13 protein-coding genes are annotated in these 14,741 nt (G+C 42.7%); 1 reads left to right on the top strand and 12 read right to left on the bottom strand.

Annotated features, from left to right (window positions below):
* Positions 1–67 precede the first annotated feature (67 nt).
* The 11 genes from AC58PV_RS20595 to AC58PV_RS20645 all read right to left on the bottom strand — a co-directional run bounded on the left by AC58PV_RS20595 (position 68) and on the right by AC58PV_RS20645 (position 12,921).
* On the bottom strand, positions 68–1,150 hold the full coding sequence (locus tag AC58PV_RS20595) for a DUF4349 domain-containing protein (protein ID WP_497434237.1): 1,083 nt from the start codon (positions 1,148–1,150) through the stop codon (positions 68–70).
* 525 nt (positions 1,151–1,675) lie between these two features.
* Positions 1,676–2,938 (bottom strand): adenosylhomocysteinase, encoded by a 1,263-nt coding sequence (locus tag AC58PV_RS20600; RefSeq protein ID WP_497434239.1) that lies wholly within the window; start codon positions 2,936–2,938, stop codon positions 1,676–1,678.
* 11 nt (positions 2,939–2,949) lie between these two features.
* Positions 2,950–4,584 (bottom strand): bacillithiol biosynthesis cysteine-adding enzyme BshC, encoded by a 1,635-nt coding sequence (gene bshC / locus AC58PV_RS20605; RefSeq protein WP_497434240.1) that lies wholly within the window; start codon positions 4,582–4,584, stop codon positions 2,950–2,952.
* Between the two features lie 156 nt (positions 4,585–4,740).
* On the bottom strand, positions 4,741–5,715 hold the full coding sequence (locus AC58PV_RS20610) for an ABC transporter ATP-binding protein (RefSeq protein ID WP_497434242.1): 975 nt from the start codon (positions 5,713–5,715) through the stop codon (positions 4,741–4,743).
* The gene (locus AC58PV_RS20615) at positions 5,708–6,742 is read right to left on the bottom strand and encodes an ABC transporter ATP-binding protein (protein WP_497434243.1); all 1,035 of its coding nucleotides are present in this window, start codon (positions 6,740–6,742) and stop codon (positions 5,708–5,710) included. Before AC58PV_RS20615 ends, AC58PV_RS20610 begins: the two co-directional genes overlap by 8 nt.
* A gap of 16 nt (positions 6,743–6,758) precedes the next feature.
* Complete coding sequence (locus AC58PV_RS20620) at positions 6,759–7,691, bottom strand: ABC transporter permease (RefSeq protein WP_497434244.1); 933 nt, start codon at positions 7,689–7,691, stop codon at positions 6,759–6,761.
* A gap of 3 nt (positions 7,692–7,694) precedes the next feature.
* The gene (locus AC58PV_RS20625) at positions 7,695–8,627 is read right to left on the bottom strand and encodes an ABC transporter permease (protein WP_497434245.1); all 933 of its coding nucleotides are present in this window, start codon (positions 8,625–8,627) and stop codon (positions 7,695–7,697) included.
* 98 nt (positions 8,628–8,725) lie between these two features.
* Positions 8,726–10,408 (bottom strand): peptide ABC transporter substrate-binding protein, encoded by a 1,683-nt coding sequence (locus AC58PV_RS20630; RefSeq protein WP_497434246.1) that lies wholly within the window; start codon positions 10,406–10,408, stop codon positions 8,726–8,728.
* A gap of 389 nt (positions 10,409–10,797) precedes the next feature.
* Positions 10,798–11,199 (bottom strand): DUF3397 domain-containing protein, encoded by a 402-nt coding sequence (locus AC58PV_RS20635; protein ID WP_497434248.1) that lies wholly within the window; start codon positions 11,197–11,199, stop codon positions 10,798–10,800.
* A gap of 13 nt (positions 11,200–11,212) precedes the next feature.
* Positions 11,213–12,166, bottom strand: a complete 954-nt coding sequence (locus AC58PV_RS20640) for a ketopantoate reductase family protein (RefSeq protein WP_497434249.1) — start codon at positions 12,164–12,166, stop codon at positions 11,213–11,215.
* 101 nt (positions 12,167–12,267) lie between these two features.
* A complete protein-coding gene (locus AC58PV_RS20645; RefSeq protein WP_497434251.1) occupies positions 12,268–12,921 on the bottom strand; it encodes an RsfA family transcriptional regulator in 654 nt (217 codons plus the stop codon).
* A gap of 389 nt (positions 12,922–13,310) precedes the next feature.
* On the opposite strand from AC58PV_RS20645, the gene AC58PV_RS20650 reads away from it, so the two are divergent.
* The gene (locus tag AC58PV_RS20650; RefSeq protein ID WP_028558057.1) at positions 13,311–13,541 is read left to right on the top strand and encodes a DUF2626 domain-containing protein; all 231 of its coding nucleotides are present in this window, start codon (positions 13,311–13,313) and stop codon (positions 13,539–13,541) included.
* A gap of 31 nt (positions 13,542–13,572) precedes the next feature.
* Here AC58PV_RS20650 and AC58PV_RS20655 read toward each other — a convergent pair whose 3' ends face one another.
* Complete coding sequence (locus AC58PV_RS20655; protein WP_497434252.1) at positions 13,573–14,703, bottom strand: class I SAM-dependent methyltransferase; 1,131 nt, start codon at positions 14,701–14,703, stop codon at positions 13,573–13,575.
* Between the last annotated feature and the right edge of the window lie 38 nt (positions 14,704–14,741).

The raw sequence follows: 14,741 nt of genomic DNA on the forward strand, positions 1-14,741 counted from the left end.
TTCGCTAAAAATAAAAGAAATCCTGCTTAGTTAGCAGGATTAATTAAATTTATTTCGTTTTTTGGGTCTATTCTGTGCCTTTTGTTCCTTGTTCCGTAACTTCAAGTGCATTTTCAGATACTTGTTGTTCTTTCAGGTGGATTCTTAATTCCCTTAATCGTTCATTCCGTTTGCGTCTGTATACCCAAATTGGAATGGCAATAAGCAGTAAAATGACTAGAACCGGCACCGCGGCTGCGAGGAAAACGAGGACGCCTTGCATGACAGCAATCAATACATTCAGACTGGAGCCCCATGCCTTCTCAACGCGCTCCGCTAAAGTTAGTTCATTCGGGTCAGATAACAGCGGCTTTTTACCCGTTTGTTGATACATCCGCAGCTCTATTGTAGAATACGAAACATTTTGATCTAAGTACCGCATTCTACCTTTGATTTGCTCAATCGCCTCTTGCACTTTGGCAAGCTCATTCGAAAATGCTAGTAAATCATCCGTCTTCGATGCTTTTTCCATAAAACTTAGCAACCTGGACTCAACGAGTTGTTTTGCCGTCAAACGCGAGCTAAGGTCAACATACTCTTCCGTTACGTCCTGTCCTTGTACGTTCCTTTGAAGAGCTGGACTTATCTTTTCTAGGCCGTCCAGCATAGATACAAATCCATTCGCTGCGACTTTAATCGTATACGTCCCACCCTTTTCACCCGTATTCGCACTCTCGGAGAACTGCAAAATGTAAGCCCCGCTTAGTGCAACGAGATCCCGCAGCTGGGTCTGAGCCCTACTGTAGTCTTCGACCGGCATAACGAGATTGGCCCGATAAATAAGTTTGCGATTGAAGCCTGCTTCTTGATCGTTGCCAGTTGCCGGTATCACAGCATTTGGCGCAGCGGTTTTTCCCTCCGTGGTTGGAGCTATCGTTGTGGATTCCTTCGCAATAGCTGCTGGAGCGGCATTACTTGCGTTTACATCTTTGTTGGCAAACTGATCCGCTGTCGCACCAGAGGTTTGGACGCTGTTCATTTCACCTTTGGAATCTGCCATAGATGCAGATTGTTCGCTCTTAGAAGATGTGCTGCATCCTGCCAAAGCGCCCAACACCAACATACACAAGACGACCCCAACCGCTAAGCTTGCTCTACTCTTTATTCTCATTGCAACACGCCCCCTTATTACCATTTATAGGATATACACCCTTCAAACGGAATAACGAACTCGAAAGTTGCACGGAAACAATGTAGATTGAAATAAAAGAGATAAAGTCTTTTGCGACTGATGGAATGGTTGTGTGAACGGAGTGAGGCTTGAGTGGTTACTGGCTGCGGAGTGATTGGTATTTAAGAGTATTTGTGGAGTTGGGGTGGAGCTCGCGGGTTGATTTGGTCAGTGAGGTTGGCTAGTTTTGCGGGGCAGAAATTGCAACTTTTATAATACTTAACTGTACAATTTCCATCTATTTGCCCTCCTTGCCCCCGATCACCGTTCATGAGTCAGTCCGTGGGTCAAGTCACGAGTCGTTTCGCGGATTGGTTAGTGCGTAGTTTGTTAGCTCAACAGACAGTAGTTGTATTCGATTAAAGTATTTCATGTAGTTAATTTCTTCTCTAACAAACTCAAACGAAAATGCCCTTCAATCCACATCAGTGGACCAAAGGGCATCTTCATTATTTCATTTATCTTCTAGTGCTCATCCCAACTGTCTAGGTAAGCCTTTTGCTCATCGGAAAGGGCATCTACACTTGTACCTAGGGATTCAAGCTTGAAGCGAGCAACTTGCTCATCCAGCACATAAGGAACATTAACAACGGTATTTCCTAGTGTTTGATACGTATCATTCACATGTTTCAAGGACATCGCTTGGAGTGCAAACGTCATATCCATAATTTCAGCCGGATGTCCATCTCCAGCAGCAAGGTTAACTAAGCGACCTTCAGCTAAGATATACACTTTGCGACCGTCTGTTAGCTGATACTCTTCAATGTTACGACGAACTGTGCGCTTGGAGGAAGACAAAGCTTCTAGCTCAGGTTTGTTCACTTCAACATCGAAATGACCTGCGTTCGATAGGATCGCGCCGTCTTTCATCACTTTGTAGTGTTCGCCACGGATAACATCGCGGTTTCCAGTAACGGTAACGAAGAAATCACCTAATTTTGCTGCTTCAATCATTGGCATAACGGCAAAACCATCCATATATGCTTCAACGCCTTTGATCGCATCGATTTCAGTCACGATGACGTTAGCGCCTAAGCCTTTAGCACGCATAGCCACACCTTTACCACACCAGCCATAGCCAACTACAACAACTGTTTTACCTGCAACGACTAGGTTTGTTGTACGGTTAATGCCATCCCAAACGGATTGGCCAGTACCATAGCGGTTATCAAACAAGTATTTGCAATAGGCATCATTAACAGCAACCATTGGGAAACCAAGCTTCCCTTCTTTCTCCATCGCTTTCAAACGAAGAATACCCGTTGTTGTTTCCTCAGCACCACCGCGCACATTGACAGCTAGATCTTTACGTTCCGAGTGAAGAAGGGAGACTAAGTCGCCACCGTCATCAATAATGAGATCTGGTTTGGATTCCAAGGATTTAATTAGTAGCTCTTTGTATTCTTCTGGGCTTGGGTTGTATTTGGCAAATACCGTGATCCCATCTTCAACAAGCGCCGCACATACATCATCTTGCGTGGACAGGGGGTTACTTCCTGTGATTGTAACTTCAGCTCCACCAGCTTTAACAACCTTAGCTAAGTAAGCTGTTTTAGCTTCCAAATGCAAGGAGATTGTTACTTTCAAACCTTTGAAAGGCTGTTCTTTCTCAAATTGCTCACGAATGCGATTCAACACAGGCATATGCGCCTGAACCCAATCAATTTTCAAATGACCATCTGGCGCTAGCGCCATATCAGTTACAATACTATTTGTTGCCGTTGTCATGTTCGTTCCTCCTACAAATAATAGATACGATGCGTGCCGTCTACAGGTATTGGCGTCTCAAGCAATTGTTGGAGCCAAACATTCCCATAACGATTAAGATAAGCACACCCATTATACACTCTTTCTTGTGGCTTGGCTAACGGAAAAATCGTTAACCGAACCCGGTCCAGCTGCCTGATTGCAGCATCGAATTGCGTATGCGACGCCTCGCTTGCCTTATGGTGCAAGTAATCGATTTGTTCCACGATCTTGGCTAGGTTCGTATCGCCAAGTTTCTTGACGCCCGGATTAATCCCACCAAGAGACTCAACTAGAGGAGCGTATGTGCTTAAGAAGGATTCCTTAACAGCCTGGAAGCGTTCGTTAAGCTGAAGCGTGTCTTGCGCATCCAACCAAGCTTGTTTCCTCTCATCGAAGCGTTCCAGAACATCCGTCAAAGTGAGCTCATATTTGTCCATCTGTTTCTTGATCGTACCTTCGATCAGAGTGAACTCCAAGCGCGGCACCACAATCGGCATCCGCATATGAAAATGCTCAAACGCTTGCTTGGTCAGCGCCCAGTAAGCAATCTCCCCCGGGCCCAAAACCGTCGCCAGAACGGGAAACAGAAATTCCTGCATAAGCGGACGCGACATGACATTATTACTCAACTGTTCAGGCGTCGACATTGCTTTCGCAAGCAAATCTACCTTCGAATATTTAACCGTATTTTTCTTATCCGCAAAAAGTTCACCCTCACGATGAAGCAGCAACCTCGCACCTTCAGCGAATACAAAGAGATTCGCAGCATCCTCATGAATTTCTGCTTGTATTCCATATCCCGCTTGGCTAACTTCAGCTTGACTGCGCATTAAGGAAGCAGCAAATGACTCATTCTGCGCGATCAATTTCTCAAACATAGATGATTCTAATGCACGAACCGAAGGTTCATCGGCATCGATCAACACAAGCCCATACTCACCAAACAGCATCGCCATCCAACGAGCAAAAGCATCTGAAAGCGTCGCTCCATCTTGAACAGCTGAACGCATTTTATCTAATAATGAGGCTTTGAATTCCGTATCCATTAATGATTGATCTAACTTATGCAAGGCCTCTTCCCATGCTTCTGAGGTCAGTGGCAAGCGACTCACGGAAGTTCTAATGCCGGAAGGATGCTCTACCTTCAATTTCTCAATGTGCTGCGTGTTCGACAACACATGAACGTGATTGACTTCATCGAAATCGTGATCCTCGCCAGCAATCCAGAAAATCGGGACAACTGCGCGCTGCAACTTGGTGCGCCATTCCCGGGCTAACTGAATAATCGTGATGGCTTTGTAAAGAATCATTAACTGTCCGCCAAACAATCCAGCTTGCTGACCACCGACGATAGCAAGCGTCTGCCCGTCCCCTAATGCCGCGATATGCTCAAGTGCCACTTCTGTATTCCCTACACGTCTATTGTAGGCTTCTAGCACCTCTACAAGCCGCTTACGATCGACATGCGGAGCATTCACGGCTCCGTCTAGCCAACCGACACGACCTTGCCAATCTTCCGCATTTGTAAAATGATAAGGGAACAACGATTTCGCGTTGCCTTTATCTGTTATATAATCTTCCGCCAAAGTCTGATTTTTCTTCCAATGAAAAGTTTCCATTTGCATATGCGACCAGTTTCTCCTCTTCATAACAAATAAAACATCTATCCTTTGATTGTACACGGTAGCTCTGAAATCGTCAAAACTGTATTTTTTCTAATTACAATTATGCGCTTATCTAACTACGAGGAAAAACCGCCCCTTTCGGGACGGCTAACCTGATTAGTATAAATGACAAGCTACAAAGTGATTTGGTTCCACTTCTTTGCTTGGCGGCATGGAATCTGCACACTTCGCCATCGCTTGTGGGCAACGCGTACGGAACGGACAACCACTTGGCGGATTGAGCGGACTCGGCACATCACCTTGAAGAATGATACGCTCACGCGTACGTTCAATTTCTGGATCTGGGATCGGAATCGCAGATAACAAAGATTGTGTGTAAGGGTGCAATGGCTTTGCGTAAAGCTCATCGGATGTCGTTACTTCAACAAGGCTCCCTAAGTACATAACCCCGATTCGGTCAGAGATGTGCTTAACCATCGCCAAGTCATGTGCGATAAACAAATACGTTAAACCCATTTCCTTCTGTAATCTTTTGAAAAGGTTAACGACTTGCGCTTGTACGGAAACGTCCAATGCAGAAATCGGCTCATCTGCGATGATGAATTTCGGCTCAATCGCAAGCGCACGAGCAATCCCGATACGCTGACGTTGGCCGCCTGAGAATTCATGCGGGAAACGGCTTGCATGCTCATCATTCAAACCAACTGCGCGGAGCAATTCCATAACACGCTCTTTGCGCTGGGCACCTTTGTATAGACCGTGGATATCAATACCTTCAGCAATGATATTTCCTACCGTCATCCGCGGGTTCAGGGATGCGTAAGGATCTTGGAATACCATTTGCATATTCCGGTTGAATTCCTTCAACTTTTTCCCTGTCAGCTTATGAACATCTTCGCCATCGAAAATGACTTCGCCTTCCGTTGCATCATAAAGCTTAATGATGGTTCTTCCAGCTGTGGATTTCCCGCAACCAGATTCGCCAACAAGTCCAAACGTTTCACCACGTTTAATTTCTATAGAAAAGTTGTCTACGGCTTTCAAAACCTTGCCGTTTCCAAGATTGAAATGCTTCTTCATATTGCGAATTTGCAAAATCGGTTTTTCAGACTTCGCTAATGTTTTAGACATGCCTATTACCTCCCACTCCTACAGGACGTTCAACCTTCGGCGCATCCGGGTGAAGCAGCCAGCAAGCGGCTGAATGTGTTTCAGATAGCACGGAATGAGCTGGATCTTCTTCCAAACAGTGATTCATCGCATACGGACATCTAGCTGCGAACGCACACCCTTTCGGTGGAGCGAACAAATCTGGCGGCGTACCTGGAATTGGTACAAGCTCCTCATTCGTGTTCGTATCCAACCGCGGCACAGAACGAAGCAAGCCCCATGTATATGGATGTTGCGGCTCATAGAATATTTCATCTACGGTGCCTTGCTCAATAATTTTACCTGCATACATAACAACAACACGCTTAGCCATGTCAGCAACAACGCCTAGATCATGGGTAATCAGGATAATGGATGAGTCCGTTTCGACAGAAATTTTCTTCATCAAATCAATAATCTGCGCCTGAATAGTAACGTCCAGTGCTGTTGTCGGCTCATCTGCAATCAGAAGTTTCGGCGAACATGCAAGGGCAATTGCGATCATAACACGTTGTCGCATACCACCGGAAAGTTCGTGTGGATATTGATGAATACGACCTTCAGGCGAATTGATTCCAACAAGTTTTAGAATCTCGATCGCTTTGTCTCTTGCAGCGCTTTTACTTAAACCTTCGTGTTTAATCAAACCTTCTGTAATCTGATCACCGATTTTCATCGTTGGATTCAAAGAAGTCATTGGATCCTGGAAAATCATACCCATTTCTGAGCCACGAATATTCTCCATTTGTTTGTTGGAAAGCTTCGTAATATCCACTTTGCCATCAAACATGATAGAGCCACTCTTTATATAACTAGGCGGAGTAGGAATTAAACGCATGAGCGTTTGTGCCGTTACGGATTTCCCGCAGCCGGATTCACCTACAATCGCCAACACTTCACCTTTTTTCAAAGAAAAAGATACGCCGCGAACAGCCTGAACTTCACCCGCATAAGTATGGAATGAAACTCTCAAATCTTTTACTTCTAGTAAATTGTCTTTGGTGCTCATTATGATTCACCCCTTCTTACTTGCGCATTTTTGGATCTAGCGCATCACGAAGCCCATCGCCGAGTAGATTGAAGCTCAATAGAATTAAGCTGAACACAATCGTCGGGAAAATAAGGCGATGCGGATATAACCGAATATAGTTAGCGCCGTCTGACAACAAGTTGCCTAGCGATGCCAGCGGCGGCTTTACACCAAGACCGATAAAGCTTAAGAATGCTTCGGTAAAAATGGCAGATGGCACAACGAATGTGATCTGTACAATAATTATACCAAGCGCATTAGGGATCAAACTACGCATAATTATTCTCATGGGAGAAGCTCCCAGTGTACGAGAAGCCAATACGAACTCTTGTTCTTTAAGCGTAAGCATTTGCCCACGTACAAGCCGTGCCATGGGAACCCAGCCTGTAATACTGTAAGCAATAATAATGGAAGAAACCCCTGAACCAATAACCATGATTAATAGAATGGCGATCAACAAGAATGGAATCGCGTAAACAATCTCAATGGAACGTTGCATCACTTCATCAACTTTCCCACCGTAATACGCAGAGATTCCTCCGTAAATAACACCAACTACTAAGTCAATCAAAGCCGCTGTAATACCAATAAATAGCGAGATTCGGGTACCCCACCACACACGTGTCCAAACATCTCTGCCGAAGTCATCCGTTCCAAAGAAATGCGAACTGCTTGGTACTGCATTTTTAAGCTTTAAGTTTTGCGTCTGATAATCGTAGCTTGAAACAAATGGCACGATAATCGATAGTACGATCAAAGCAACCAGTATAATTAAGCCAGCCATAGCCAGTCTATTTTTCTTAAGTCGTCTCCAAGCGTCCTGCCAATAATTGAGCGAAGGCCTAACAATGACTTCACCAGTTAAAGATTTATTTGCAACGGGAGCAAACTTGAAGTTAGTCTCTGTTGAATCTTTTGGAGTTTGCATGAACTATTTCCCGCCTTTCCCAAGACGAATTCTAGGGTCTACTAAGCCGTACACAATATCAGTAATAAAAATAACGACAATCAAAATTGCTGAGTAAAATATCGTTAATCCAGAAATCATTGTATAGTCATTCGAATATACAGACGATACAAAATGTTTACCCAAACCTGGTACACTAAAAATTTGTTCAACAACTAACGTACCTGTGATGACGTTTACAAATATTGGGCCTATAATCGTGATAACCGGCAATATCGCATTACGAATTGTATGCTTAACTACAACTGTCATAGTTGACAAACCTTTTGATTTCGCTGTTTTAATATAATCTTGATTCAAAACGTCTAACATTGACGTACGCATTAACCGCGCCAAAATGGCAATAGTACCGAAAGACAACGCAATTGCTGGCAACACCTTGTATTCAGGACCTTTCCATAAACCAGCAGGTAGAATCCCCCACTTTACACCTACATAATAAGAAAGCATCGGCCCAAGTACGAAAGACGGAATGGAAACACCAAGAATCGCAATGAACATCGCTGTATAATCCCCAGCTTTATTATGTTTCAAGGCTGCAATGATCCCTAAAGTTAAACCAACAACAATTGCGATCACAATTGAAATTAATCCAAGTTCTAAGGATGATGGGAAAGCTTGTTTGATAATATCCGTAACTTTGTGAGCAGGGAATTGAAAGGAAGCTCCTAGATCGCCATGGATGATATTGTTCATGAATGTTAAGTATTGTTCCCACAATGGCTTATCAAGACCATATTGCTTCATCAACATATCTCTCGTAGCTTTCGGAATCTTCTCAGCGCCTTCTCCTAATGGATTACCTGGCAAGTTTTTCATTAGAACGAAAGTAAATGTTGCAATTAGCCATAACGTAATAAGCGCATATAGGAAACGGCGAAGAATGAACTTAATCATATTGCTCCTCCTTTATTAAATTATAAGACAAGAAAGTTAGAAGAGGCCGCTCCCACGAGGTGCGAACGGCCCCTTCTGCTCTAAACTACTTGATAAGATTACTTAATTGAAGCCCATTTCAATTCCCACTCTTGACCAAATGATGGAAGAATCAAACCATCAATATTGGTCTTTTTCAGGTATGCACGAGTACGGAAGTACAAAGGAGCTACACCTTGATCATCCATAAGGATTTTCTCAGCTTCAACCAAAGACTTAGCACGTTTCGTTGTATCTGTTTCCGTTTGAGCGGATTTCACAAGTTTATCGTACTCAGGGTTGCTGTAATCACCTTCGTCAAACTCACTGCCAGTTACCCACATATCCAAGAACGTCATTGGATCGTTGTAATCTGCGCCCCATAGGGAAAGAACGATATCGAAATCTTTTTTGGAGGAAAGCTCGATACGCAATGCATGAGGAACTGGGTTCGCTTCTGCTACGTAACCAAGATTTTGTTTCCATTGTGCAAGGATGAACTCAAGTGATTTTTTCGCAGTTTCTGTATCATCCGCGTTCACTTTCATTTTAGGAAGAGCTGTTAAGCCAAGCTCTTTCAAACCTTCAGCTAGCAATGTTTTTGCTTTAGCAGCATCGAAAGCCGGTTGCGTGTCGCCTGCTGTTTTACGGAATTCACCGCCAGCACCGTCAGAAGTACCACCTGGCACTAGACCCGTGGAAGCAACGGAACCATTAGCAAGAACTGTATCTACATAAGCTTGACGATCGATTGCCATACCAAGCGCTTGACGAATTTTTTTGTTCGCTAGTGCTGGTTGTTTCTTCACTTGGTACATCAAGTAGGAGTTCGTCAACTCAGGTTTAGGCTGGTTGTCCGGTTTTCCTTTGTACAAAGTTAATTGGTCACGGTTGATTTCAGTCAAATCAGCCGCATCTGTTTCATATAGGTTAAGGCCTGTATTTGTGTCTTTAACAATGTTGACTGTCGCTTTTGTTAATTTCACATTTGCAGCATCCCAATATTTTTCATTTTTAACAAGCTCAAGTGTTTGGCCATGATCCCATTTGCTCAAAATGAACGGACCAGCACCGATTACTTTATCAGCTTCAGCACCGTATTTGTCGCCAGCTTTCGTAACGAAATCTTCACGTTGTGGCAAGAAAGTTCCGAATGCAAGCATTTGTGTAAAGAATGCAACTGGTTTTTCTAGTTTAATTTCAATTTGCTTGTCGCTGATTGCTTTAACACCAAGCGCATCTTGTGCTTTTTTAACTTCTTCAGGAGTTTTCGCTTTAGTAACCGCTTCTCCACCTTTAATCCATGCTACTACGAAACTATATTGCCCTTTTGTAGCAGGATCCAATGTACGCTTAAAGGAATAAATGAAATCTTGAGCTTTCACTGGTTGTCCATCAGACCAGTTCGCATTGTCGCGAATGTCGATTGTGTACGTCAAACCATCAGCAGAGATTTTAGGCATATCTTTCGCAAGACCAGCTACTGCTTTACCATCTTTATCTGTACGATATAGACCTTCGTTAAATGCGCTAATGAAAGTAAAAGCAGCATTCGCAGTTGCTTTGGAGCTGTCCATAATCGGAGGCTCAGCAGAGAAATTGATTTTAATTTCTTGAGGTTTGTTGGAAGCCGGTGCCGAAGTACCTTTTGTACCATCTGTTGGTGATACCGCTGGAGTCTCCTCACTTTTACCACAACCAACTGCTACACTTCCCATAAGCGTTAATGCTACTGCTGTAGTAACCCACTTTGTCGCTTTCATATAAACTCCTCCTTTAAAATATGTATGTCTAGACATCTATGGCTAGGTGATTTGTCAGCTTTCATAACACAAACATCGCACCTTCAACCCAAAAACCAATGAAACCGCTTTTCTAATGTAAGTTTATATCCCTCAAACCTCTGGTAAAAAAATTTACTAGAGTCTACGCAAGGAATTATAACATATACATAGAGTTTGTCCACAATTAATTTACCTTTGTATAAATAATGGGTAAAAAAATTTACCTTCACGATTTTTAATTATACAACCATAGGTCAATAAAATCTAGACGATATTCTTTGTTATTTTCTACAAATCTCAAATAAATATTACAAACATCGTCTTAATTATTGCCCATTATATCTAAGTATTGGAAATTCTAATGATTGCTATGTTGAAAAAAGGTAGTTTTTACCTATATGGACGAAAAACAACAGAATATATAGCGCAGATAAGCCAACAAAGCTAAGCCGCCATACCAATCTGCCTACTTTGATTAAATTAGTTTTCCCCTTCAAATGATTTTGATAACCCCCAATGATACCGAAAGCAATTAATAAGATTAGGACAATTAACCAAAACCCAAATTGGGTATGAAAAAGTTTATTCCACATCAAAGAAACGGACCCTAGCAGAAACAAAGTCGTGACATCCATAGTAAACCGCGTCGTCATCTTCTTATCCTTCAGAAATAAGAAGATGAGGAACCACACTAATACAAACGTGATAAATGGCGCCACAGCCAACATGGCATATATGGTAGATAATAGACTAACGAAACTATTCAGCAAAAGGTTTCACCTCTTAATTTTCTATCGCTTTAATCAATCTATACACCAAGCTATGTACAGGCAGTTCAAGTCCCATTTCATTGCCCATCTTCACTAGACTGCCGTTTAAATAGTCAACTTCTGTAAGTCGCGAAGCTTCGATATCTTGCAACATGGAGGAATGGTTCGATTGTGTCGCCTCGCATACAGCTTGAATGGTATCCCATAAGTCTGCAGGAAGTTCTATACCTTTGGCACTAGCCAAACCAAGCGCTTCTTGATACAGATCTTTCATAAGGGAAAGACGCCAAGTTGAACGGAGTAATCCACCATTTGGAACACGAAGAATAGCTGTAAGCGGGTTAATAACCGCATTAATGACTAACTTACTCCAAATTCTGACCTCCATATTTTTCGACAATTCCGCACGAAATCCTGCTAACTCTAACATCTGTACAATGAAAATATGTTGATCATCAGAGCTTTCAATACGATCCGGTTGCAACGCTCCAAGATATGTGATTCCATGTCCTGTATGTTTGACAGATGCAGGACCTACTCGTTTGGCCCCTTCTGTTGTGACGGCAAACAAAAGCTTATCCCACCCAATAGCTTGGCTTAATTTCACTTCATGGCCAACGCCATTTTGAAAGCATATGAGGAAGGTGCGAGAAGTCATTTGACTTTGCATATAGTTGATAAGTTCATAAGAAATTGACGGCTGCTTCACCATTAGGAAGATATAATCGACTTGCCGCGCAAGTGGACTTGCACCTTCGATCATCGCCTCGGAATAGCTTTCGAATCGGATAGACTTCTCTAGAATCGGCTCTTGCGAGTCCTCCCCTACGATTTGAATACCACATTCGGTCAATTCTCTAGCTTGCTCTTCAGATCGTGTTACTACCGTTAACTGCGAACAAATAGGAGCGATCTTAGCAGCAAAAAGAAGGCCGAGAGAGCCTGCTCCGATGATCATGATATGCATATAACTACCACCTTTATCTTAGTAGACATTATTATACAGCAAAAAAGCCACAAACCAAGGCTCACCTTGATTTGCAGCTTTCCATCTAAGCCAAATAAAGATTAATCGACTCTTTCCAAATTACCATTTGCATCCATTTTGAAACGCGGCTTCTCTTCTTCTTCTTCCTCAACGAGAAAGGCCATTTTCCTGGCACGGTCCATAATTTGAATAAGCGCTTTATAATCATCATTTACAACACGATAATCGGTTTCAACTTCATTGACTTGTTTATTCAACTTATTATTTTCTCTGCCAAGTCTATCGAGTTCGTCCTCTTTATCCTGCAGTTCTTTTTCCAACGTTTTGATATGACGATTCATATCCTGGTAGGTGCTGCGCCATTGACGTAAGAAACGAATAACAGCATCAATGGATAACGTTTCTTCTGTAAATACTTCATTCTTGCCGGTAGATACATCTGGACTATCCAATAAACCAATGGAAGAAGATCCGGAAATAGAAACCGGGGCATGCTTTTTCAGCTGCGTCCGTTTCTGACGCTGCGCTTTGGCAATTTGTATAGCTGCTTCATATTTCTTCCGCACAAAGCTGTTCCAACGAAATCCGCACGCTGCTGCGGTTCTTCCAATGCGCTCGCCAACTTCTTCAAACGCAGATAGTTGTGTACTTCCTTCTCGGATATGACGCAATGTCAACTCCGCTAAAATTAAGTCGTCTTCATCGCTCCAAGCATCTTGTCTAATAGCCGACATAAGGCCAAACCTCCTAACAAATTATAGGGATCTTTGGTCGGAGAGCAAAGTCTCTCCTTTTCGGGAGCTTCGAATCCTGATCAAATTCTCTCCTACCTGCGGATACATCATAAATAAGAATCAATTAGTCAGTCAGATAACAATTGATTCGTTGCCATTATTACTATTTCTATGCCCGTACTAGAGTTCATAGAATCTATTTGATACTAAATGGTATTGCCAAATTTTTTGACACTCATACATGGGATTCGTATAAAAAGACATACTACGTCTATATGATGAAATGTTTTCAATTTCGTCACCGTTTGACGGTTTACACCACTTAGATCAAACGGTATAATGTGTTGTAGTTATTGTGCAACGTGGTACGAGAGGGGGATGTAACGAGAATGGATCGCATGTTTCGGGTTCTAGGGTTTTGGACACTTGTTATCGCACTAATGAGCTTAGCTGGCGATATGATACCTATGTCTCTGATTTTCTTTTTTCAAACTGCCGTATTCGTCATTCTAGGCTATATGCGCTTGTCAGAACGTACTTACATATTGCTGTTCTGGGGATATATGATTATCTCCTTCAGCGGATTTACGTATTGGTCATTTTTCAAAATGTCCATCTAACACTGATGACAAACAAAAAGGTGAATCGGCATTATGCCGGTTCACCTTTTTTAATAGCTATAAACACTTTAAACAATTCACTCATGCCATCACTTAACAGCAATTGGCGGATCGACCGATTTCTTTTGGACACCTCACTGAATGGATTCGGATCAAAGTGACTTTGCAATTTTTCCAAAATACCCTGCTCAACTAAGAACTGACGCTGCGTCTGAAACACGAATGGATCAAAACCTGCAGAAACCGCTGCCTTCTGACATAAACTGAAATTAACGTGTGCCGTAATATCCTGTTCACCAGGGTCGATAAAAGGATTATCGTGAGCCTCATGCTTCCGATAGCACATTAATGTCCCTTGAAGCCGATGAGAGGCGTACACCTCTTCTTCTACGTCACCATAATCAATGGCGATTACACACCCGCTTAGCATCCGTTTCGATAGTCGGACATACCAATCTATGGCATCTAGATTCATTTCGCATATCTGCCCATCTTGCCATTGAACTTCTAATGCATTTAGATAGTCTAATATGCGTCCAGGCTCAAGTGGTGACCAAATTTCTTGCCAATAGGTTTCATGATCCTGCCAAGTCACATACGATTCATGAAAGGCCCTATCCTTGTATTGCAGACGGTGAACCGGGAAGGCATCCAATAATTCATTCGCCAATACAAACACATTATCGCGCGGGGGCTCACTGAGCCAATCGGATTCATCCAGGAAACGAATACGTTCCACATGTTCCACAAGCTGATCTTGTTGCAACCCTCGATGATACTCACTCGATTCAATAAGAGTATACGTAATACATTTGTATATATCGGGTACAACCCGCTTCATTTCATCAAGCAATTGGCTTGCCATTCGCCCATTCCCTCCACCCCATTCAACGATTTCAATTGGAAGAGGATGATTGACTTGGGCTTGCAAATGTTTATATATGAAAGTGGCTACCATTTCACCCATTACTGTCCCTATGGAAGAACTTGTATAGAAATCTCCTTGCTTGCCAATCTTTATTCGATCCTTCCGGTAATACCCGACAGCATCCTCGTATAAGCATATTTCCATATAGTCTCGAAAGGATATTCGTTGATCTCGAGTCAAACTAATTCGTTCCTTCAGTACAGTTGTAATGCTAGCAGATCCTACTTGATTCACGATTGTATAACCCCCAGTTCTTTACTTACAGACAAATG

This window comes from Paenibacillus sp. J22FR83 (assembly GCF_059691955.1).

Excerpts from the sequence above, each read along its gene's own strand:
- AC58PV_RS20595 (WP_497434237.1), bottom strand. The coding sequence starts at position 1,150 with ATGAGAATAAAGAGTAGAGCAAGCTTAGCGGTTGGGGTCGTCTTGTGT.
- AC58PV_RS20600 (WP_497434239.1), bottom strand. The coding sequence starts at position 2,938 with ATGACAACGGCAACAAATAGTATTGTAACTGATATGGCGCTAGCGCCA.
- bshC (WP_497434240.1), bottom strand. The coding sequence starts at position 4,584 with ATGCAAATGGAAACTTTTCATTGGAAGAAAAATCAGACTTTGGCGGAA.
- AC58PV_RS20610 (WP_497434242.1), bottom strand. The coding sequence starts at position 5,715 with ATGTCTAAAACATTAGCGAAGTCTGAAAAACCGATTTTGCAAATTCGC.
- AC58PV_RS20615 (WP_497434243.1), bottom strand. The coding sequence starts at position 6,742 with ATGAGCACCAAAGACAATTTACTAGAAGTAAAAGATTTGAGAGTTTCA.
- AC58PV_RS20620 (WP_497434244.1), bottom strand. The coding sequence starts at position 7,691 with ATGCAAACTCCAAAAGATTCAACAGAGACTAACTTCAAGTTTGCTCCC.
- AC58PV_RS20625 (WP_497434245.1), bottom strand. The coding sequence starts at position 8,627 with ATGATTAAGTTCATTCTTCGCCGTTTCCTATATGCGCTTATTACGTTA.
- AC58PV_RS20630 (WP_497434246.1), bottom strand. The coding sequence starts at position 10,408 with ATGAAAGCGACAAAGTGGGTTACTACAGCAGTAGCATTAACGCTTATG.
- AC58PV_RS20640 (WP_497434249.1), bottom strand. The coding sequence starts at position 12,166 with ATGCATATCATGATCATCGGAGCAGGCTCTCTCGGCCTTCTTTTTGCT.
- AC58PV_RS20645 (WP_497434251.1), bottom strand. The coding sequence starts at position 12,921 with ATGTCGGCTATTAGACAAGATGCTTGGAGCGATGAAGACGACTTAATT.
- AC58PV_RS20650 (WP_028558057.1), top strand. The coding sequence starts at position 13,311 with ATGGATCGCATGTTTCGGGTTCTAGGGTTTTGGACACTTGTTATCGCA.